The sequence below is a fragment of the Stenotrophomonas sp. YJH_SMC_64 genome, assembly GCF_059371375.1.
In genome coordinates this window covers 47,433-66,655 of sequence record NZ_JCAFUN010000008.1, presented here as the reverse complement: position 1 = coordinate 66,655, position 19,223 = coordinate 47,433, and the positions used below count along the sequence as shown (strand labels likewise).

The 19,223-nt window shown below is 66.9% G+C and carries 16 protein-coding genes; 13 read left to right on the top strand and 3 right to left on the bottom strand.

The window, feature by feature from the left end; translation table 11 throughout:
- Window positions 1-6 precede the first annotated feature (6 nt).
- Together AC5P9L_RS10055 and asnS are read right to left on the bottom strand one after the other, a co-directional pair.
- Window positions 7-306, bottom strand: a complete 300-nt coding sequence (locus tag AC5P9L_RS10055; RefSeq protein ID WP_005410232.1) for a hypothetical protein — start codon at window positions 304-306, stop codon at window positions 7-9.
- Window positions 307-336: 30 nt separating this feature from the next.
- Entirely contained in the window at window positions 337-1,731 is a 1,395-nt protein-coding gene (asnS, locus tag AC5P9L_RS10050; protein WP_005410231.1) for an asparagine--tRNA ligase, read from the bottom strand.
- A gap of 128 nt (window positions 1,732-1,859) precedes the next feature.
- Between asnS and AC5P9L_RS10045 the strand changes: the two genes are divergently transcribed.
- The 7 genes from AC5P9L_RS10045 to zipA all read left to right on the top strand — a co-directional run bounded on the left by AC5P9L_RS10045 (window position 1,860) and on the right by zipA (window position 8,819).
- On the top strand, window positions 1,860-2,198 hold the full coding sequence (locus tag AC5P9L_RS10045) for a HesB/IscA family protein (protein ID WP_005410230.1): 339 nt from the start codon (window positions 1,860-1,862) through the stop codon (window positions 2,196-2,198).
- A gap of 66 nt (window positions 2,199-2,264) precedes the next feature.
- Window positions 2,265-2,807 carry a CbrC family protein gene (locus AC5P9L_RS10040; RefSeq protein WP_062607372.1) on the top strand — a complete coding sequence of 181 codons (543 nt, stop codon included), beginning with the start codon at window positions 2,265-2,267 and terminating at the stop codon, window positions 2,805-2,807.
- A gap of 230 nt (window positions 2,808-3,037) precedes the next feature.
- Window positions 3,038-3,475 (top strand): 30S ribosomal protein S6, encoded by a 438-nt coding sequence (rpsF, locus tag AC5P9L_RS10035; protein ID WP_005410228.1) that lies wholly within the window; start codon window positions 3,038-3,040, stop codon window positions 3,473-3,475.
- Between the two features lie 11 nt (window positions 3,476-3,486).
- Window positions 3,487-3,717, top strand: coding sequence for a 30S ribosomal protein S18 (gene rpsR, locus AC5P9L_RS10030; RefSeq protein ID WP_002804494.1), 231 nt, complete (start codon window positions 3,487-3,489; stop codon window positions 3,715-3,717).
- Window positions 3,718-3,821: 104 nt separating this feature from the next.
- Window positions 3,822-4,271, top strand: coding sequence for a 50S ribosomal protein L9 (gene rplI / locus AC5P9L_RS10025; RefSeq protein ID WP_262101922.1), 450 nt, complete (start codon window positions 3,822-3,824; stop codon window positions 4,269-4,271).
- A gap of 257 nt (window positions 4,272-4,528) precedes the next feature.
- Window positions 4,529-8,032 carry a chromosome segregation protein SMC gene (gene smc, locus AC5P9L_RS10020; RefSeq protein WP_262101921.1) on the top strand — a complete coding sequence of 1,168 codons (3,504 nt, stop codon included), beginning with the start codon at window positions 4,529-4,531 and terminating at the stop codon, window positions 8,030-8,032.
- Window positions 8,033-8,078: 46 nt separating this feature from the next.
- Window positions 8,079-8,819: a cell division protein ZipA gene (gene zipA / locus AC5P9L_RS10015; protein WP_005410225.1), complete on the top strand. Its 741-nt coding sequence runs from the start codon at window positions 8,079-8,081 to the stop codon at window positions 8,817-8,819.
- Between the two features lie 96 nt (window positions 8,820-8,915).
- On the opposite strand, the gene AC5P9L_RS10010 is transcribed toward zipA, so the two are convergent.
- Window positions 8,916-10,040 (bottom strand): pyridoxal phosphate-dependent aminotransferase, encoded by a 1,125-nt coding sequence (locus AC5P9L_RS10010; protein WP_043034697.1) that lies wholly within the window; start codon window positions 10,038-10,040, stop codon window positions 8,916-8,918.
- A 248-nt stretch (window positions 10,041-10,288) separates the two neighbouring features.
- Between AC5P9L_RS10010 and ligA the strand changes: the two genes are divergently transcribed.
- The 6 genes from ligA to gyrA all read left to right on the top strand — a co-directional run bounded on the left by ligA (window position 10,289) and on the right by gyrA (window position 19,158).
- Window positions 10,289-12,760, top strand: coding sequence for an NAD-dependent DNA ligase LigA (gene ligA / locus AC5P9L_RS10005; protein WP_181453351.1), 2,472 nt, complete (start codon window positions 10,289-10,291; stop codon window positions 12,758-12,760).
- 49 nt (window positions 12,761-12,809) lie between these two features.
- On the top strand, window positions 12,810-13,295 hold the full coding sequence (locus AC5P9L_RS10000) for a GNAT family N-acetyltransferase (protein ID WP_005413904.1): 486 nt from the start codon (window positions 12,810-12,812) through the stop codon (window positions 13,293-13,295).
- Window positions 13,292-14,248, top strand: a complete 957-nt coding sequence (gene epmA / locus AC5P9L_RS09995) for an EF-P lysine aminoacylase EpmA (protein ID WP_049453818.1) — start codon at window positions 13,292-13,294, stop codon at window positions 14,246-14,248. Before AC5P9L_RS10000 ends, epmA begins: the two co-directional genes overlap by 4 nt.
- Before the next feature lie 138 nt (window positions 14,249-14,386).
- Window positions 14,387-15,115 (top strand): DUF3011 domain-containing protein, encoded by a 729-nt coding sequence (locus tag AC5P9L_RS09990; protein WP_005410220.1) that lies wholly within the window; start codon window positions 14,387-14,389, stop codon window positions 15,113-15,115.
- Between the two features lie 47 nt (window positions 15,116-15,162).
- Window positions 15,163-16,227 (top strand): S-methyl-5-thioribose-1-phosphate isomerase, encoded by a 1,065-nt coding sequence (mtnA, locus tag AC5P9L_RS09985; protein WP_495230609.1) that lies wholly within the window; start codon window positions 15,163-15,165, stop codon window positions 16,225-16,227.
- 216 nt (window positions 16,228-16,443) lie between these two features.
- Window positions 16,444-19,158 (top strand): DNA gyrase subunit A, encoded by a 2,715-nt coding sequence (gyrA, locus tag AC5P9L_RS09980; protein WP_049460284.1) that lies wholly within the window; start codon window positions 16,444-16,446, stop codon window positions 19,156-19,158.
- The last annotated feature ends 65 nt before the right edge of the window (window positions 19,159-19,223 follow it).

Here is a 19,223-nt window from a genome sequence, read left to right as displayed (position 1 = left end):
AGCGTATTACCAGAGCGAGGCCAGCCAGAGCAGGGCGGCCATGCCCAGTCCGGCCAGCAGGGTCAGCAGCGATACCCAGGCCGGTGTCGCCAGCCCGGACAGCGAGCGGTCCGGTTGCTGCCGATAGTCGCGGCGCAGCAGCCAGGCCAGGGCATCGGGCTTGAGGAAGGCGCCGCTGCCGAAGCGCGCGGCGAGCGCCGGATGGCGGTCGCGCACGTGCACCAGGGTCAGCGGCCAGAAGATCACGAAGGCACTGAACCCGGCCACTGCAACGCCGACGAAACAGAGGGCGAAGAACAGGGTCATGGGGGCAGTACCTCCGTGGTCGTATGGGGCTTAGAAGTCCGCGCTGCCCGGGGCGCGCGGGTAGGGGATCGCATCGCGGATGTTGGACAGCCCGCAGACGTACACCACCAGGCGCTCGAAGCCCAGGCCGAAGCCGGCGTGCGGCACCGAGCCATAGCGGCGGAAATCGCGGTACCAGCTGTAGTGCTCGCGATCCAGGCCGAACTGGGCCATGCGCGCGTCCAGCACGTCCAGGCGCTCTTCGCGCTGGCTGCCGCCGATGATCTCGCCGATGCCAGGGGCCAGCACGTCCATCGCGGCAACGGTCTTGCCGTCGTCGTTCAGGCGCATGTAGAAGGCCTTGATGTGCTCCGGATAGTTGGTCACCACCACCGGGCGGCCGACGTGTTCCTCGGTCAGCCAGCGCTCGTGCTCGGTCTGCAGGTCCAGGCCCCATTCGACCGGGAAGTCGAACTTCCTGCCGGACTTCTGCAGCAGGCTGACCGCGTCGGTGTAGTCGATGCGCTCGAACGGTGCGTTGATGAAGTCTTCCAGCTTGGTGATCGCGTTCTTGTCCACGCGCTCGGCGATGAAGGCCAGGTCGTCGCTGCGCTCGTTCAGCACCGCACGGAACAGGTACTTCAGGAACTCTTCGGCCAGGCGTGCGTCTTCGGCCAGGTCGGCGAAGGCGATTTCCGGCTCGATCATCCAGAACTCCGCCAGGTGGCGGGTGGTGTGGCTGTTCTCGGCGCGGAAGGTCGGGCCGAAGGTGTAGACCTTGCTCAGCGCCAGGCAGTAGGCCTCGACGTTCAGCTGGCCGGACACGGTCAGGAAGGTTTCCTTGCCGAAGAAGTCGCGGCTGAAATCGATCGCGCCCTTCTCATCGCGCGGCAGGTTCACCATGTCCAGGGTGGACACGCGGAACATCTGGCCGGCGCCTTCGGCGTCGGAGGTGGTGATGATCGGGGTGCTGATCCAGTTGAAGCCGTTCTCGTGGAAGAAACGGTGCACGGCCTGGGCCAGGCAGTTGCGGATGCGGGTGACCGCGCCGAACAGGTTGGTGCGCGGGCGCAGGTGCGCCACTTCGCGCAGGAACTCCGGCGACATCGGCTTGGGCTGGATCGGGTAGGTGAGCGGGTCTTCGACCCAGCCGACCACTTCCACTGCACTGGCCTGGATCTCGAACGACTGGCCCTTGCCCTGCGACTTCACCAGGGTGCCGGTGGCGATGACCGAGCAGCCGCTGGTCAGGCGCTTGATCTCGTCGAAGTTGGCCAGGCTGTCGCCGGCCACGACCTGGATCGGGGCGAAGCAGGAGCCGTCGCTCACATTCACGAAGGCCAGATTCGCTGAACCGCGCACCGTGCGCACCCATCCGCGTACCGTGACTTCGCCGCCTTCCGGGATCTTCCCGGCAAGCGCATGTTCAACGCTGACCACCGTCATGACTTGAATCCTCTGCTGATCGACTCGATCTGTGAACACGGGAGTTTACCGGTTGCAGCGTTCTGCTTGCGAGGCATTTTTCGCGGCAACGGCTCCTTATAATGTCCCCGTACCTCTGGAGTAGCCCCATGGCCGTCAGCCTGACCCCCATTGCCTTCGAGCGCGTGCAGCGCTTTGTCGCCCAGACCCCCGGTGCGCTGGGCCTGCGTTTCGGCGTGACCAAGACCGGTTGCTCCGGCTGGGGCCACATCACCGACCTGGCACGCGACGAGCGCGAGGGCGATACCGTGTTCGAGCAGGACGGCGTGAAGATCTATGTCGACGCCAAGAGCCTGGCGCTGGTGGACGGCACCGTGATCGACTTCGGCAAGCACGGCCTGAGCGAGACCTTCACGTTCAGCAACCCCAATGCCACCGCCGAGTGTGGCTGCGGCGAGAGCTTCACCACCGACGCCGACAAGGCCTGACGGCCCGGCGCGTCCCGGTAGCTGCCGACCTTGGTCGGCACGCGGGGCTCGGCAGGGACCCCACGGATGGAACGACCGGCTTTTACCTATCACCCCAACGCCTACGCCCTCTCCTTCGAAGAGGTCGACGGAATCTGTGACTGCTGCGGCCAGCCGCGCACACTGCGCTACCGCGGGCCGTTCTACACCCGTCTGCGTCCGGATTACCTTTGCCCCTGGTGTATCGCCGACGGCAGGGCGGCGGCCAGCTACGAGGGTGAATTCACCGGCTGGAGTGATATCGAAGGGGGCTCGCCAGACCCGGCCGACCCGCCACCGAGCATCGCCCGTGAGCTGCTGCTGGAGATCTGCGAGCGCACCCCGGGCTACCCGTCCTGGCAGCAATCGGTCTGGCTGAGCCATTGTGAACGGCCCTGCGCCTTCCTCGGTTTCGCCGGCAGCGACGATCTGCTGCCCATCCTCGACCAGGTCCGGCCCGATGTGGCGGAGGTCAATCCGCGCGACGCCGACTGGGTGCTGGCGCACCTGAGCCGGGACGGGATGATGGTCGGCTGCCTGTTCCAGTGCCTGGAATGCGGCCAGCATCGCCTTCACGTCGACCTGGGGTGAATCCAGGCGGATTCTTGGGCTGTGCGGGGCTCCGGTAGCGGCCAGCCTGGGTCGGCATGGGGGCTGCGCCCCCGGTTCAGGTTGCCCTGTGACCCGCCGGTTGCCCGGCACCCCCATCTGCGCCATAATGCGCGGCTTCCTGCCTCCCGGCGGGAATCCTTGCCCCACCGCGGTCTCAACGGCGGGGGGCTGTCCGGCCGCAAGGCCACATCCGAAAGGTAGAAAAAAACATGAGTCGTCATTACGAAATCGTGTTCATGGTCCACCCGGACCAGAGCGAGCAGGTCCCGGCCATGATCGAGCGCTACAAGTCGCTGGTCGAGAACGGCAACGGCACCATCCACCGTCTGGAAGACTGGGGCCGCCGCCAGCTGGCGTACCCGATCCAGAACCTGGTGAAGGCCCACTACGTGCTGATGAACATCGAAGCCGACCAGGCCGTTCTGAACGAACTGACCGAGAGCTTCCGCTTCAACGACGCCGTGCTGCGCAACCTGGTCATCAAGCGTGACGAGGCTGACACCGAGCAGTCGCTGATCATGAAGAGCAAGGACGAGAAGGGTGACAAGCCGGAGCGCGGTGAGCGCCGTCGTCGTGACGACGAAGAAGGCGAGTCCAACAACACCGCTGACAACGAAGCCGGCGACGACGCCGCTTCCGCCGCCTAAGGAGCCTTCCCATGTCCAAGTTCTTCCGTCGCCGCAAGTTCTGCAAGTTCACTGCTGAAGGTGTGAAGGAGATCGACTACAAGGATCTCAACACCCTGCGCCAGTACCTGACCGAGAACGGCAAGATCGTGCCGAGCCGCGTCACCGGTACCAAGTCGAAGTACCAGCGCCAGCTGGCGACCGCCGTCAAGCGCGCTCGCTTCCTGGCCCTGATCCCGTACACCGACAACCACGACGTCTGATGCCAGCGGGGCGGCCCGGCGCCGCCCCCGCTGTGCCAGCTATTCGGACAGCCTTTGTTGCGGGGCATCGCCTCGCTAACGAATAACTTATCTGGAGCAATACCATGCAGCTGATCCTCCTGCAGAAAGTCACCAACCTCGGCAACCTGGGCGACCTGGTCGACGTGAAGCCGGGCTACGGCCGTAACTTCCTCGTGCCGCAGGGCAAGGCCGTGCCGGCCACCGAGAGCAACAGGGCCGAGTTCGAAGCCAAGCGCGCCGAATACGAAGCCAAGGCCCAGGCCATCCACGCTGACGCCGAAGGCCGCAAGGCCAAGCTGGAAGGCGCGAGCGTGACCATCGCCGCCAACGCTTCGACCGAAGGCAAGCTGTACGGCTCGGTTGGCCCGCGCGACATCGCCGAGGCCTTCACCGCCGCCGGCCTGCCGCTGGAAAAGAGCGAAGTCATCCTGGGCGAAGGCGCCTTCCGCAACATCGGCGAATACGACGTGCTGGTCCACCTGCACGCCGACGTCGAGACCACCGTCAAGGTCGTCGTCGTCGCCGAAGCCTGATCCCACGCCGCAAGGCCTGGCATCACCGCAGAACGGGCGCCCGCAAGGGTGCCCGTTTTGTTTTTGGCGCCGTTCCGCGGTGTCGGGCCAGGTCCGTCCGACGGGGTGGGGGGGGCAATGTTCCACGCCCATTCGTAGAACACGTCCACATCGGTATACTCAGGGCGTCACACCCGTTCCACGGGCATCGATCCCAACAGGATCAATGGCTTGGAGGGTAAACGCAGGCCGCTTGCCGGCCCCAGTCCGGAACCCCTATGCGTCTTTCCACGATCAAGCTGTCCGGCTTCAAGTCGTTCGTCGATCCGACCACCCTGCACCTGCCGACCAACATGACCGGCGTGGTGGGGCCCAATGGCTGCGGCAAGTCGAACATCATCGACGCCGTGCGCTGGGTCATGGGCGAGAGTTCGGCCAGCCGCCTGCGTGGCGACTCGCTGACCGACGTGATCTTCTCCGGGTCCAATGCCCGCAAGCCGGTGTCGCAGGCCACGGTCGAGCTGATCTTCGACAACTCCGACCACACGATTTCCGGCGAGTACGCCTCGTTCAACGAGATCTCGGTCAAGCGCACGGTCAGCCGCGACGGCACCAGCAACTATTACCTCAACGGCACCAAATGCCGTCGCCGCGACATCACCGACCTGTTCCTCGGCACCGGCCTGGGCCCGCGCAGCTACTCGATCATCGAGCAGGGCATGATCAGCCAGATCATCGAGGCGCGCCCGGAAGACCTGCGCGTGTATCTGGAAGAGGCAGCCGGCATCTCCAAGTACAAGGAGCGCCGCAAGGAGACCGAGACCCGCATCCGCCACACCCGTGAGAACCTGGACCGGCTGGGTGACCTGCGCGACGAGATCAGCAAGCAGCTCGAACACCTCAAGCGCCAGGCCAGGCAGGCCGAGCAGTACCAGGCCCTGCAGGAAGAGCGCCGGATCAAGGATGCCGAGTGGAAGGCGCTGGAATTCCGTGGCCTCGATGGGCGCCTGTCGAAGCTGCGCGAAGGCCTGTCGCAGGAAGAGACCAAGCTGCAGCAGCTGATCGCCGATCAGCGCGACGCAGAGGCCCGCATCGAAACCTCGCGAGTGCGTCGCGAAGAGGCCGCCGATGCGCTCAACACCGCGCAGGCGGCGGTCTATCAGGTCGGCAGCACCCTGGCCCGCCTGGAGCAGCAGATCCAGCACCAGCGCGAGCTGTCGCAGCGCCTGCACAAGGCGCGCGACGAAACCCAGCAGGCCCTGGCCGAACTGGGGCAGCACATCAGTGGCGACGAGGCCAAGCTGAGGGTGCTGCGGGAGGCGGTAGAGGCCGCGACCCCGCAGCTGGAAGAACTGCAGGAAGAAAACGAGATAAAGCAGGAAAGCCTGCGCGAGGCTGAAGACCGGCTGGCCAGCTGGCAGCAGCGTTGGGAACAGCACACCTCGCAGAGTTCGGAAGCCTCGCGCGCCGGCGACGTCGAGCGCACGCGCGTGGACTACCTGGACAAACAGATCCTCGATGCCGACCGGCGTCGTGAAGCCCTGGCCGCCGAGCGCGCCGGGCTGGACGTGGACGCGCTGGAAGAAGCCTTCGAGCAGCTGCACCTGCAGCACGACACGCAGAAGACCGCGCTGGATGAACTGAGCGAAGACGTTGAGCTGCGCAAGCAGGGCGTGGCGGCGGTGCAGGAACAGCAGCGCAATGGCCAAAACGAACTGGCCGAACTGCGCAAGCAGGCCAATGGCCTGCGCGGTCGCCTGGCTTCGCTGGAAACCCTGCAGCAGGCTGCGCTGGGCCAGGAGCAGGGCGCCGCCGTGGCCTGGCTGAAGGCGCGTGGGCTGGATTCGGCGGCGCGTGTCGGCGAACGCCTGGATGTCGATGCCGGTTGGGAAAACGCGGTGGAAAGCGCGCTCGGCCAGTTGATCGAAGGCGTGCTGGTCGATGACCCGGCCAGCTTGGTCGACGCGCTGGGCGAACTGGGCGAGGGCCACATTGCGCTGGTCGCCAACGATGGCGCGGACCTGAAGGTCGCGCCGACCTCGCTGGCTGCACGCGTGCGTGGCCCGGCAGCGATCCGGCGCCTGCTGGCGCACCTGCACGGTGCCAGGGATCTGTCCGAGGCCAAGGCGCTGCAGGCCAGCCTTCCGGAAGGCGATTCGATCATCACCCAGAGTGGCGAGCGCCTGGGCCAGGGCTGGCTGCGCGTATCGCGCTCCGGTGCCGCCGCGCAGGGCGCGCTGCTGCGCGAACGTGAGATCCAGGAGCTGCGTGAGCAGATCGAGCAGCTGCAGGACCGCGAGGCCGAACTGGAAGAACAGCTGGCCGGCTTCCGAGAGCAGCTGCAGGCTGCCGAACAGCAGCGCGAAGACGCGCAGCGTGCGCTGTACCAGGCCCATCGTGCGGTGTCCGAACTGGCCGGCCAGCTGCAGGGCCAGCAGGGCAAGGTGGAGGCAGCGCGCACGCGCATCGATCGCATCGAAGGCGAGCTGAAGCAGCTGCAGGAAACCATTGAAGCCAACAACGAACAAGCGCGTGAAGCGCGCTCGCGGTTGGAGAACGCGGTCAGCAGCATGGGCGACCTGGAATCGACCCGGCAGCGGCTGGAGGGCGAGCGCCGCCAGTTGACCGAGGCGCGCGACCTGGCTCGCGACGCCGCCCGCGCGGTACGCGAGCGCGCGCACTCGCTGGCCCTGACCCTGGAATCGCAGCGTGCGCAGCTGGCCTCGTTGAGCCAGGCGCTGGAGCGCATGGGCACCCAGCGCGGGCAGCTGGATTCGCGCCTGGGCGAGCTGCATTCGCAGCTGGACGAAGGTGATTCGCCGGTCGAAGCGCTGCAGGCCGAGCACCAGAATGCGCTGGAAGAGCGCGTTCGGGCCGATCGCGTGCTGACCGAGGCGCGCACGCTGCTGGACGGCATCGACGCCGAGCTGCGCAACTACGAACAGACCCGCCACCAGCGCGACGAACAGGCATTGGCCCAGCGTGAGCGCATTTCGCAGCGCAAGCTTGACCAGCAGGCGCTGGTGCTCAGCGCGGATACCCTGCAGGCGGCGGTCGAAAAGGCCGGTTTCGTGCTGCAGGACGTGCTCAATGCACTGCCCGAGGACGCCCGCCTGGGCGACTGGGAGCAGGCCGTGCACCAGATCGATGCCCGCATGCGCCGGCTGGAGCCGGTCAATCTGGCCGCGATCCACGAGTACGGCGAGGCCTCGCAGCGCTCGGACTACCTGGATTCGCAGCACGCCGACCTCACCACAGCGCTGGAAACCCTGGAAGATGCCATCCGGAAGATCGACCGCGAGACCCGCGGCCGCTTCAAGGACACTTTCGACCGTGTCAACGCCGGCGTGCAGGCGCTGTACCCGCGCCTGTTCGGTGGCGGCCACGCCTACCTGGAATTGACCGGTGAAGACCTGCTCGACACCGGCGTGACCATCATGGCGCGCCCGCCGGGCAAGCGCGTGTCCAGCATCTCGCTGCTGTCCGGCGGCGAAAAGGCGATGACCGCAGTAGCGCTGGTGTTCGCCATCTTCCAGTTGAATCCGGCACCGTTCTGCCTGCTGGACGAGGTGGACGCACCGCTGGATGAAGCCAACGTCGGTCGCCTGGCCAACATGGTCAAGGAAATGAGCGAGAAGGTGCAGTTCCTGTTCGTCAGCCACAACAAGGCGACGATGGAGGCTGCGCACCAGCTGTCGGGCGTGACCATGCGCGAACCGGGCGTCAGCCGCCTGGTCAGCGTGGACCTGGAAGAAGCCGCACGATTGGCGGGCGCGGCCTGACGTGCCATCCTAATTACCTGAATGAACTAGCCGGAGAACCTATCGAATGTCCGACACGGCACTGTTGCGCATCGGCATCCTGGCCGCCGGCCTGCTGTTGATCGCTGCGATCTTCCTGTTTGGCCGTCCGAAGAAGAAGCCCCAGGGGCGTCGCGTGGAAAGCGCGGAACCGACCGGCGGCGAGCGTCGCGAGCCGGTGCTGGGCGATGATGGCGTCACTGTGGCCGATGGCCGCGTAGAGCCGGGCATGGGCTCGGAAGGCGAGCAGGCCGAGCTTGGCCTGGCCGACACCGACGCCGGCGCGGCCAGCGACCTTGGCAAGCGCGCCACCCAGGACTTCGACAAGATCGTGTCGCTGTTCGTGGCCGCTCGCGCCGGCGAACAGCTGCGTGGCGAAGACATCGTGGTGGCGGCGGAGAAGACCGGCCTGGTGTTCGGCCACATGAACGTGTTCCACCGCCTGGTGGAAGGCCACCCCGAGCGCGGCCCGATCTTCTCGATGGCCAGCATCATGAAGCCGGGCAGCTTCGACATGGCCAACATCCGCGCCATGGAGACCCCGGCCATCGCCTTCTTCCTGACCCTGCCGGCGCCGCTGACCGCGCTGGATGCCTGGGAGAAGATGCTGCCCACCGTGCAGCGCATGGCCGAGCTGCTCGACGGCGTGGTGCTGGACGACAGCCGCAACGCTCTCGGCCGGCAGCGCATCGCGCACATCCGTGACGAACTGCGTGCCTATGATCGCCAGCACCAGGCGCCGCCGCTGACCAAGACCCCGCGCTGGTGAGCGCCATGGTGTGCCGACCAACGGTCGGCACCCACAACAGTAGATCCACGCTATGCGTGGATGGGGCGAACCAAAGGTTCGCCCCCACCAACAGGGTCAGGCCGGTACGCCGGCGACCTTGGCAAATGCCTTGCGGAACGTGGCCATCTCGTCCTCGGTGCCGACGCTCACGCGCACGCGCTGCGGCCAGATCGGCCAGCTGCGGCCGATGATCACGCCGTTGTCTGCCATCGCCTTGGCAAAGGCGGCACCGTCGCGCTGCACATCCACCACGAAGCAGTTCGCTTCCGACGGCACGCAGCTGAAACCACGCTTGCCCAGCCACGCGATGGTGGCCTGCCGCACCTTGGCATTCTGCAGGCGCCGCTGCGCGATCAACTGAGGATCCTGCAGGCTGGCCAGTGCCGCGGCCAGTGCTGGCACGGGTAGCGGGTTGTCGCCCAGGCTGGCCAGTTCGCGCAGGCGGTCGGGATGCGCGGCCGCCACGCCCAGGCGCAGGCCGGCCATGCCATAAAGCTTGGAGAACGTGCGCAACACGATCAGGTCATCGCGCTGCGCCACCTGCGCGATCAGGCTCGGCTGCTCGCTGTACTGCAGGTAGGCCTCGTCGACCAGTACGCGGGTGGACGCAGGCTTGTGGGCCAGCAGCCAGGCGAGCTCATCCGGCGGGCTGATCGAGCCGGTCGGGTTATTCGGGTTGCACACATACAGCAGGCCGGTCGAGCGCGCGTGTGCGGCGGCCACCATCGCGCGCAGGTCATGTGCGCCGTCGTCGTGCAATGGCACTTTCTGCACGTGCGCACCGTGTGCGGCCGCGACCTCGCCCAGCGTCTCGAAGGTCGGATCGGCGACTACCAGTCCCGCCTGCGGGCCGGTCCACAGCACGGCGGCACGGTTCAGCGGTTCGCTGGAACCCGGATAGAGCCGCACGTGATCGGCCGGAATGCGCGCCTGTTCGATGAAGGCGTCGCGCACCTGACCGGCCAGTGCGAAACGGTAGCGGCCGCAACCGGCGATGCTGTCGCGTGCCGCCTGCTGGGCTGCGGGCGAGGGGCCGTAGGGGCATTCGTTGAAATTCAGCAGCACCGCACCTTCGGCGGGGCCCGGGGCGACGGCTGTCGCGGGTTGGGCATGGCCGGGCCGCGGCAGCCCGCTGCCGGCGACGGCGAGGCCGGCTCCGGCCAGTTGCAGGAAGCGTCGACGGGAAGCGGGCAGGGTCACGGGCAGGATTCCGAAGGGCAGACCGTCGCACGCTAGCGCCGGCGAGGGTGGGCGGCAAGCTGCTTTTTGTGGCGTCGCGCCATGCAGATGTGCCAACCAAGGTTGGCACCTGCCGGAACGAGGGAGAAGGTTGGCACCTGCCGGAGCGGGGAGTGCCCGTCGAGCACGCTCGACGCTGCAAAGGCGGAGGCGTTACAGGGCCTGACGGCTGGGCGCGGTAGAATCCCCGGCCATCCCAGAACCACCGGATCCCGATGAGCCCCAGCCCCGCCGAACGCGCCGAAGACCTTCGCCGGCAGATCGCCCAGGCCAACCGCGCCTATCACGAGCTGGACGCGCCGGAGATCCCCGACGTCGACTACGACCGGATGGTGCGCGAGCTGGAAGCGCTGGAGCGCGAGAACCCGGAACTGGCCCGTGCCGACAGCCCGACCCAGCAGGTCGGTGCGCGCCCCTCTGGCCGCTTCCCGGAAGTGCGCCATGCGGTACCGATGTTGTCGCTGTCCAATGCCTTCAGCGACGAGGAAGTGGCCGATTTCGTGCGCCGCATCGATGAGCGCCTGGGGCGTCGCAGCCTGCGGTTCTCGGCCGAGCCGAAGATGGACGGCCTGGCGATCAGCCTGCGCTACGAGGACGGTCATTTCGTGCTCGGCGCGACCCGTGGCGATGGCAGTACCGGCGAGGACGTGACCGCCAACCTGCGCGAAATCGGTGACATTCCCAAGCGCCTGCACGGCAAGGACTGGCCGGATGTGCTGGAGGTGCGCGGCGAGGTCTACATGGCCCGCGCCGACTTCGAGGCCTACAACGAACGTGCGCGCCTGCAGGGCGGCAAGGTGCTGGCCAATCCGCGCAACGCGGCGGCCGGTTCGCTGCGCCAGCTCGACCCGAAGATCAGTGCGCAGCGCAGGCTGAGTTTCTTCGCCTACGGCACCGGCGAAGTGCAGGGCGGCGAGCTGCCGGACACCCATTCGGGCACCCTGGCCCAGCTCGGCGCCTGGGGCTTCCCGGTCAGTGAGCTGTGCAAAGTGGTGGAGGGCACCGACGGCCTGCTCGGTTACTACCGCACTATCGGTGAACGCCGCGACGGCCTGCCGTTTGATATCGATGGCGTGGTCTACAAGCTGGATGACCGTGCGGGTCAGCAGGCGATGGGCTTCGTCTCCCGTGCGCCGCGCTGGGCCATCGCGCACAAGTTCCCTGCGCAGGAACAGAGCACCACGGTGGAGGCGATCGAGATCCAGATCGGCCGCACCGGTGCTGCCACGCCGGTCGCGCGACTGGCGCCGGTGGCTGTGGCCGGCGTGATCGTGTCCAACGCCACGTTGCACAATGCCGACCAGATCGCGCGCCTCGATGTGCGCGTTGGCGACAGTGTGATCGTGCGCCGCGCTGGCGACGTGATTCCCGAGGTGGTCAGCGTCATTCTCGACCGCCGCCCGCAGGGCACCACGCCGTGGCAGATGCCGACGCGCTGCCCGGTGTGCGGCTCGGAGATCGTGCGTGAGGAGGGGGCGGCGGCGTGGCGTTGTTCGGGCGAACTGTCCTGCCCGGCGCAGCGCAAGGAAGCCATTGCCCATTTCGCCTCGCGCCGCGCCATGGACATCGATGGTCTCGGCGACAAGTACATCGAAACCCTGGTCGACGCGGGCATCGTCAAGAGCGTGGCCGACCTGTACCGGCTCAGCCGCGATACGCTGCTGCACCTGAAGCTGGTGCTGGACGCCGAGGAGCCGTCGGCGCTGGCAGCGGCGCTGAAGCTGCACCTTCCCGCCGAGGGCAGTGGTGCGGTGCTCAATGCGGTGCTCAAGCTGGACGGCAACGATCCAGGCTGGCGCGCGCAGGCGCTGGCGCAGCCGGCCAGCTTCGAATGGAACACGAAGAAGATCGCCACCAAGTGGGCCGACAACCTGATCGCAGCGATCGACGCCAGCCGTGCGGCCACGCTGGAGCGCGTGCTGTTCGCGCTTGGCATCGAGCACGTGGGCGAGAGCACGGCCAAGGCGCTGGCGCAGTGGTTCGGTGACCTGGAGCTGATCCGCCACCTGCCGTGGCCGCTGTTCAAGCGTGTGCCGGACATCGGTGGCGAAGTGGCGCGTTCGCTTGGCCACTTCTTCGAGCAGCAGGGCAACCAGCAGGCCATCGATGACCTGCTGCAGGTCGGCCAGGTGCGCATCAGCGACGTGCATGCGCCCAGTGCCAAGCTGCGCGACGGGCTGGATCTGGCGCAGTTGCTGGTCGAGTCGGAGATCCCCGGCATCACCCGTCTGCGCGCCGAAAAGCTGGTGGCTGCGCTTCCCGGCGCACAGGCGGTGCTCGATGCCGAGCATGGCCAGTTCGTCAACGCCGGCCTGCCCGATGACACCGCGCGCGCTCTGGCCGAATGGCTCGACGCTGATGGCCACGGTGCGATGCTGTTGGCCGCCGAGAACGCGATGCGGGAGATCCTGGCCAAGGCGCCGGCGCTGGCCGAGATCGTGGCGGGTCCGCTGGATGGGCAGACCGTGGTGCTGACCGGCACCCTGGCCCAGCTCACACGCGATGCCGCCAAGGAGCGCCTGGAAGCGCTGGGTGCCAAGGTCTCCGGCAGTGTGTCGAAGAAGACCAGCTTCGTGGTGGCCGGTACCGAGGCCGGCTCCAAGCTGGACAAGGCACAGTCGCTGGGCGTGCCGGTGTGGGATGAGGACCGCCTGCTGGCCTATCTTGCCGAACACGAATGATGACGCCGCCGGGTGCCCGGCACCCGGCATGAAGCACAAAGGAACACCGATGCAGACTGCCCCACTGGATTTCCGCCTGGCCACCCGTGCCGACGAAGAACTGTTGATCGCGTTGATGCGCGAGTTCTATGCCGAAGACAGGATCGACTTCGACGACGCGCGCGTGCGTCGCGGCGTGGATGCGCTGCTGGCCGACCCACGCAACGGCGAAGTGCTGCTGTGGCTGGACGAGGCGGCCGAGGTGGTCGGCTACGCAGTGATCGCGATGGGCTTCAGCCTGGAGCAGGGCGGCCACTTCATGCTGCTGGACGAGCTGTACCTGAGCCATCGTGCGCGTGGTCGCGGCCGCGGCAAGCAGGCGCTGGCCATCTGCGAACAGCGGGCACGGGGCCGCGGCGTAAGCCGCCTGCGCCTGGAAGTGAACCACCACAACGAGCTGGCCCGTCGCCTCTATCTGGCGAGCGGTTACATTGATGACACCCGCGATCTGCTGACCCTGCCGCTGGACCACCCGCGCCCGGAGGGCATCCTGTGAGCGAGGCCCTGCTGCGCGCGCTGCAGCAGCGCGCCGCGCTCAATGCGCTGGTCCGCCGCTTCTTCGCCGAACGCGATGTGCTGGAAGTGGAAACGCCGATCCTGTCGGTAGCCGGCAACACCGAGCCGAACATCGACAGCTTCCATACCGATTTCACCGGCCATGTCGATGCCGGCGGACGCCGCCGCTGGCTGCGCACCTCGCCGGAGTATCCGCTCAAGCGCCTGTTGGCGGCGGGCGTGGGTGACTGTTACGAACTGGGCCGGGTGTTCCGCAATGGCGAGGCGGGCGGCCGCCACAACCCGGAATTCACCATGCTGGAGTGGTACCGGGTTGGCTGGGATCATCATCGCCTGGTGCAGGAGACCGCCGAACTGGTCGGCCAGGCGCTGGCGCTGGTCGGGCGCAGTGCGACCCTGCGCGTGCTGAGCTACCGCGAGCTGTTCCAGCAGCATGTGGGCGTTGACCCGTTCAAGGCCGATGAGGCTGCATTGCGGGCCGCGCTGGGTGATGTGCACATCGATCCGGTCGGTTTGACCCGCGACGACTGGCTGGACCTGTTGATGACCCATCGCATCCAGCCGCAGTTTGATGACGCAGTGATGACCGTGGTCCATGACTGGCCGGCCAGCCAGGCGGCGCTTGCGCGCATCCGTGCCGGTACACCGCCCCTGGCCGAGCGTTTCGAGTTGTACCTGGGCGCGGTGGAGCTGGCCAACGGCTATCACGAACTGAACGACGCCCACGAGCAGCGCGCGCGCTTCCAGCGTGACCTGCAGCGACGCCATGAACGTGGCCAGGTGCAGCCGGCGCTGGACGAGGCGCTGCTGGCCGCGCTGCCATCGATGCCGGCGTGCGCGGGCGTGGCGGTGGGGGTCGATCGCCTCCTGATGGCGATGAACCGCACGCCGCGCATCGCCGACGTGCTGGCCTACGACTTTGCCCACGCATGAGCGACCTGCGTTCCTGAACGTCAAAGACTGAACGGAATTCCGCGATTCCGCGCTTGCTTCGGTAAGCAGGATGATGCTCTTATCACGGCAGATGCCGGACACTGGCACGCAGTTCATCCATTCCTGCTGGGGAAGGCTTTGGTCAAGTGGTTTGCGGTTGTCGCTGCACCGGTTTACTCCATCGCGCTCTGGGGTGCCTGGTTGCCGTCATCGGCATCTGCCCAGCAGGCCGGCTACGACGGTGAAGTGGTGACCTGCGAATCACGCGATATGGGCTGGGTGCATTGCGATATCGATGTCAGCAACGGCGTCGACCTGGTGCGCCAGCTTTCCAACAGCAGCTGTATCCGTGGCAGCGAATGGGGCACCGACCGCAGTGGCGTGTGGGTCACGCTGGGCTGCCGCGCCGAGTTCCGCGCACGCCGCGCTGCGGGTGCCGTGCCGGTAGCAAGCGAGGGCAAGCGCCTGGTCCGTCGCGTGGTGCGTTGTGAATCCAATGGTCGCCCGCAGAGCTGCCCGGTGCGCCTGGATGGCGCGCCAGTACGCCTGCTGCGCCAGCTGTCGGCGCTGCCATGCCGCGAAGGGCAGGGCTGGGGCTACAAGCGCAATGAAGTCTGGACCAGCCGCGGTTGCCAGGGGGATTTCGAAGTGGCTGACGAGGACGGCCGATTCGTTGACGTACCACGCCGGCTGACCTGTGAATCGAAGTCGAAGAAGCGCCGTTTCTGCGGCGCCAGCATCTCGGTCGGTGCCGCCGTCTCCGAGCAGCTGTCCAGCACGCCGTGCGAGGAAGGCAGTACCTGGGGCTGGAGCCGCAACGGCATCTGGGTGGACGGTGGCTGCCGCGCCGAGTTCTCGGTGAATTGAGCCCGGGCGGGCTCCAACCCCGGGGGGCGTGGCCCTACAATGGGCCCATGAACACTGCCTCCGACATCGACTACGCCCGTTACGACCATATCCGTCCGATCCTGTGGACCGGCGATGCCCTGCAACTGCTGGACCAGCGCAAGCTGCCGTTCGTGGTCGAGCATGTGGTCTGCCATGACAGTGACGAAGTGGCTGCAGCCATCCACGCGTTGACCGTGCGCGGTGCGCCGGCCATCGGCATCGCCGCCGCCTGGGGCGTGGTGCTGGCCGCACGTGACGTGCAGGCCGCAGACGGTGCGCACGCGCTGCAGCAGCTGGAACCGGCGCTGCAGCGTCTGAACGCTTCGCGTCCGACCGCCGTCAACCTGGCCTGGGCGCTGGCGCGCATGCGCCGTTGCCTGAATGCCGCCGGTGCTGACTGGAAGGCGAAGCTGGAGGCGGAAGCGCAGGCCATTGCGGAGGAGGACCTGGCCGCCAATCGCCACATGGGCGCGCTGGGCGCGGGCCTGATCGAAGCCGGCAGCGGCGTGCTGACCCACTGCAACACCGGCTCGCTGGCCACCGCCGGCTTCGGCACCGCGCTGGGCGTGATCCGCGCCGGCATGGCCCAGCACCGCATTGCCCGCGTGTTCGCTGGCGAGACCCGTCCGTGGCTGCAGGGCGCGCGCCTGACCGTGTGGGAGCTGCAGCAGGATGGCATTGACGCCACGCTGATCGCCGATTCGGCCGCCTCGCACCTGATGAAGACCGGCGCTGTGCAGTGGCTGATCGTCGGTGCCGACCGCATCTGCGCCAACGGCGATACCGCCAACAAGATCGGGACCTATCAGCTGGCCATCGCCGCCCGCCATCACGGCGTGAAGTTCATGGTCGTGGCGCCGTCCTCGACGGTGGACATGGAGACCGTGGACGGCAGCCAGATCGAGATCGAGCAGCGCGATCCGGGCGAGCTGTACGGCGTGGGCGGCACCCGCACGGTGGCAGAGGGCATCGCTGCCTGGAACCCGGTGTTCGACGTCACGCCGGGCGAGCTGATCGACGCCATCGTGACCGAGCGCGGCGTGATCCTGAACCCGACCCCGGAGAACATGCGCGCCGCCTTCGGCGGCTGACGCGCGGGGGAGGGGCCGCGTGACCTCCGCCCCGGTGGTGCCGGCCGCGGGCCGGCAACCCCCTAAGTTCCTGATTTGTGCAGGTAAAATACCCGTAAAGGGAGGCGGAAAACGGCCTGTTGTGGTAATATCCGCAGGTTGAATCGAGGTTCCGGCACGACCCCCTCCCGCAGGGGGCTGCGCCGGACTGGACCGCTACCAGACAACGGAACCCGAATGGCAGAAACCGCCAAGGAAATCATCCAGGTCAACCTGGAAGACGAGATGCGCAAGAGCTACCTCGATTACGCCATGAGCGTGATCGTGGGCCGCGCGCTCCCGGATGCGCGCGACGGCCTCAAGCCGGTGCATCGCCGCGTGCTGTTCGCGATGAATGAACTCAACGCGCACAGCAACAAGCCCTACTTCAAGTCGGCGCGTATCGTCGGTGACGTCATCGGTAAGTACCACCCGCATGGCGATCAGTCGGTGTACGACACGCTGGTGCGCCTGGCACAGCCGTTCTCGCTGCGTTACATGCTGGTCGATGGCCAGGGTAACTTCGGCTCCATCGATGGCGACTCCGCCGCGGCAATGCGATACACCGAAGCGCGCATGTCGCGCCTGGCGCATGAGCTGATGGCGGACATCGACAAGGAAACCGTCGATTTCCAGCCCAACTACGACGAAAAGGAACTGGAGCCGACGGTCATGCCGACCCGGTTCCCGAACCTGCTGGTCAACGGTTCGGCCGGTATCGCGGTGGGCATGGCGACCAACATCCCGCCGCACAACCTGAGCGAATCGATCAACGCCTGCATCGCGCTGATCGACAACCCGGACATCGACGTCGACGGCCTGATGGAGTACATCCCGGGCCCGGATTTCCCGACCGCCGGCATCATCAACGGCACCGCCGGCATCGTCGCCGGCTACCGCACCGGCCGTGGCCGCGTGCGCATCCGTGCCAAGGCCGATATCGAAGTGGCCGACAACGGCCGCGAATCGATCATCGTCACTGAAATTCCTTACCAGGTGAACAAGGCGCGTCTGATCGAGAAGATCGCCGAGCTGGTCAAGGAAAAGAAGATCGAAGGCATCAGCGAGCTGCGCGATGAGTCCGACAAGGACGGCATGCGCATCTACATCGAGATCAAGCGCGGTGAATCTGCCGAGGTTGTGCTGAACAACCTGTACCAGCAGACGCAGATGGAATCGGTGTTCGGCATCAACATGGTGGCGCTGGTCGATGGCCGCCCGCAGTTGATGAACCTCAAGCAGATGCTGGAGGCGTTCGTCCGCCACCGTCGCGAAGTGGTCACCCGCCGTACCGTGTTCGAGCTGCGCAAGGCGCGCGCCCGTGCCCACGTGCTGGAAGGCCTGACCGTCGCGCTGGCCAACATCGACGAGATGATCGAACTGATCAAGACCTCGCCGAACCCGAACGAAGCACGCGAGCGCATGCTGGCCCGCGTGTGGGAGCCGGGCCTGGTCGGTGCGATGCTGGGTGCCGCCGGCGCCGAAGCCTCGCGCCCGGAAGACCTGCCCAAGGGCGTGGGCCTGATCGAGGGCGGCTACCAGCTGACCGAGATCCAGGCCACCCAGATCCTGGAAATGCGCCTGCACCGCCTGACCGGGCTGGAGCAGGACCGCCTGACCGATGAGTACAAGCAGCTGCTGGAAGTGATCGCCGGGCTGATCCACATCCTGGAAGATCCCGACCGCCTGCTGCAGGTGATCCGCGAAGAGCTGGTCAGTGTGAAGGCCGAATTCGGCGACGAGCGTCGTACCGAGATCCGCCACAGCGAAGAAGACCTGGACATCCTTGACCTGATCGCGCCGGAAGACGTGGTGGTCACCGTGTCGCATGCCGGTTACGTGAAGCGCCAGCCGGTGAGCGTGTACCGCGCGCAGCGCCGTGGTGGTCGTGGCCGTAGTGCGGCGGCGACCAAGGAAGAGGATTTCATCGAACAGCTGTGGCTGGTCAACACGCATGACACGCTGCTGACCTTCACCAGTTCGGGCAAGGTGTTCTGGCTGCCGGTCTACCAGCTGCCGGAAGCGGGCTCCAACGCCCGCGGCCGTCCGATCATCAACTGGATCCCGCTGGAACCGGGTGAACGCGTGCAGGCCGTACTGCCGGTGCGCGATTACGCCGATGGCCAGTTCGTGTTCTTCGCCACCAAGAACGGTACGGTCAAGAAGACCCCGCTGGGTGAGTTCGCCTTCCGTCTGGCGCGCGGCAAGATCGCGATCAACCTCGATGAGGGCGACGCGCTGGTCGGCGTCGGCCTGACCGACGGCCAGCGCGACATCCTGCTGTTCGCCTCCAACGGCAAGACCGTGCGTTTCGGCGAGGACAAGGTCCGCTCGATGGGCCGTACCGCCACCGGCGTGCGGGGCATCAAGATGCCGGCCGGCGAGGAAGTGGTCAGCCTGATCGTGGCCGAAAGTGCCGGTGGCATCGAGGACGAGAACGAGGACGACAGCGGTGTCGAGGAAGCCGCCGCCAATGGCGATGCGGTGATCGAAGGCGCCGACGACGCCAGCGTTCAGTACATCCTGACCGCGACCGAGAACGGCTATGGCAAGCGCACCCCGCTGCCGGACTATCCGCGCAAGGGCCGTGGCACCCAAGGCGTGATCGGCATCCAGACCACCGAGCGCAATGGCAAGCTGGTCGCCGCGGTGCTGATGGGCTCCAGCGACGAAGTCCTGCTGATCTCCGATGGTGGCACCCTGGTGCGTACGCGTGGCTCGGAAATCAGCCGCGTCGGCCGCAACACCCAGGGCGTGACCCTGATCCGCCTCTCCAAGGACGAGAAGCTGCAGGCGGTGGAGCGCATGGATGCCTCGATCGACGAGGACGAGGACGAGGTGGCTGCCGCCGCCCCGGCCACGACCGACGGCGCACCGGCTGCTGCCAGCAGCGAGGACGCCGCGCAGGAGTGATCCTGCCGCGAGCCTGAGGTACCCGACGACGCCGGCCCTGTGCCGGCGTCGTCGTATCCGGATGC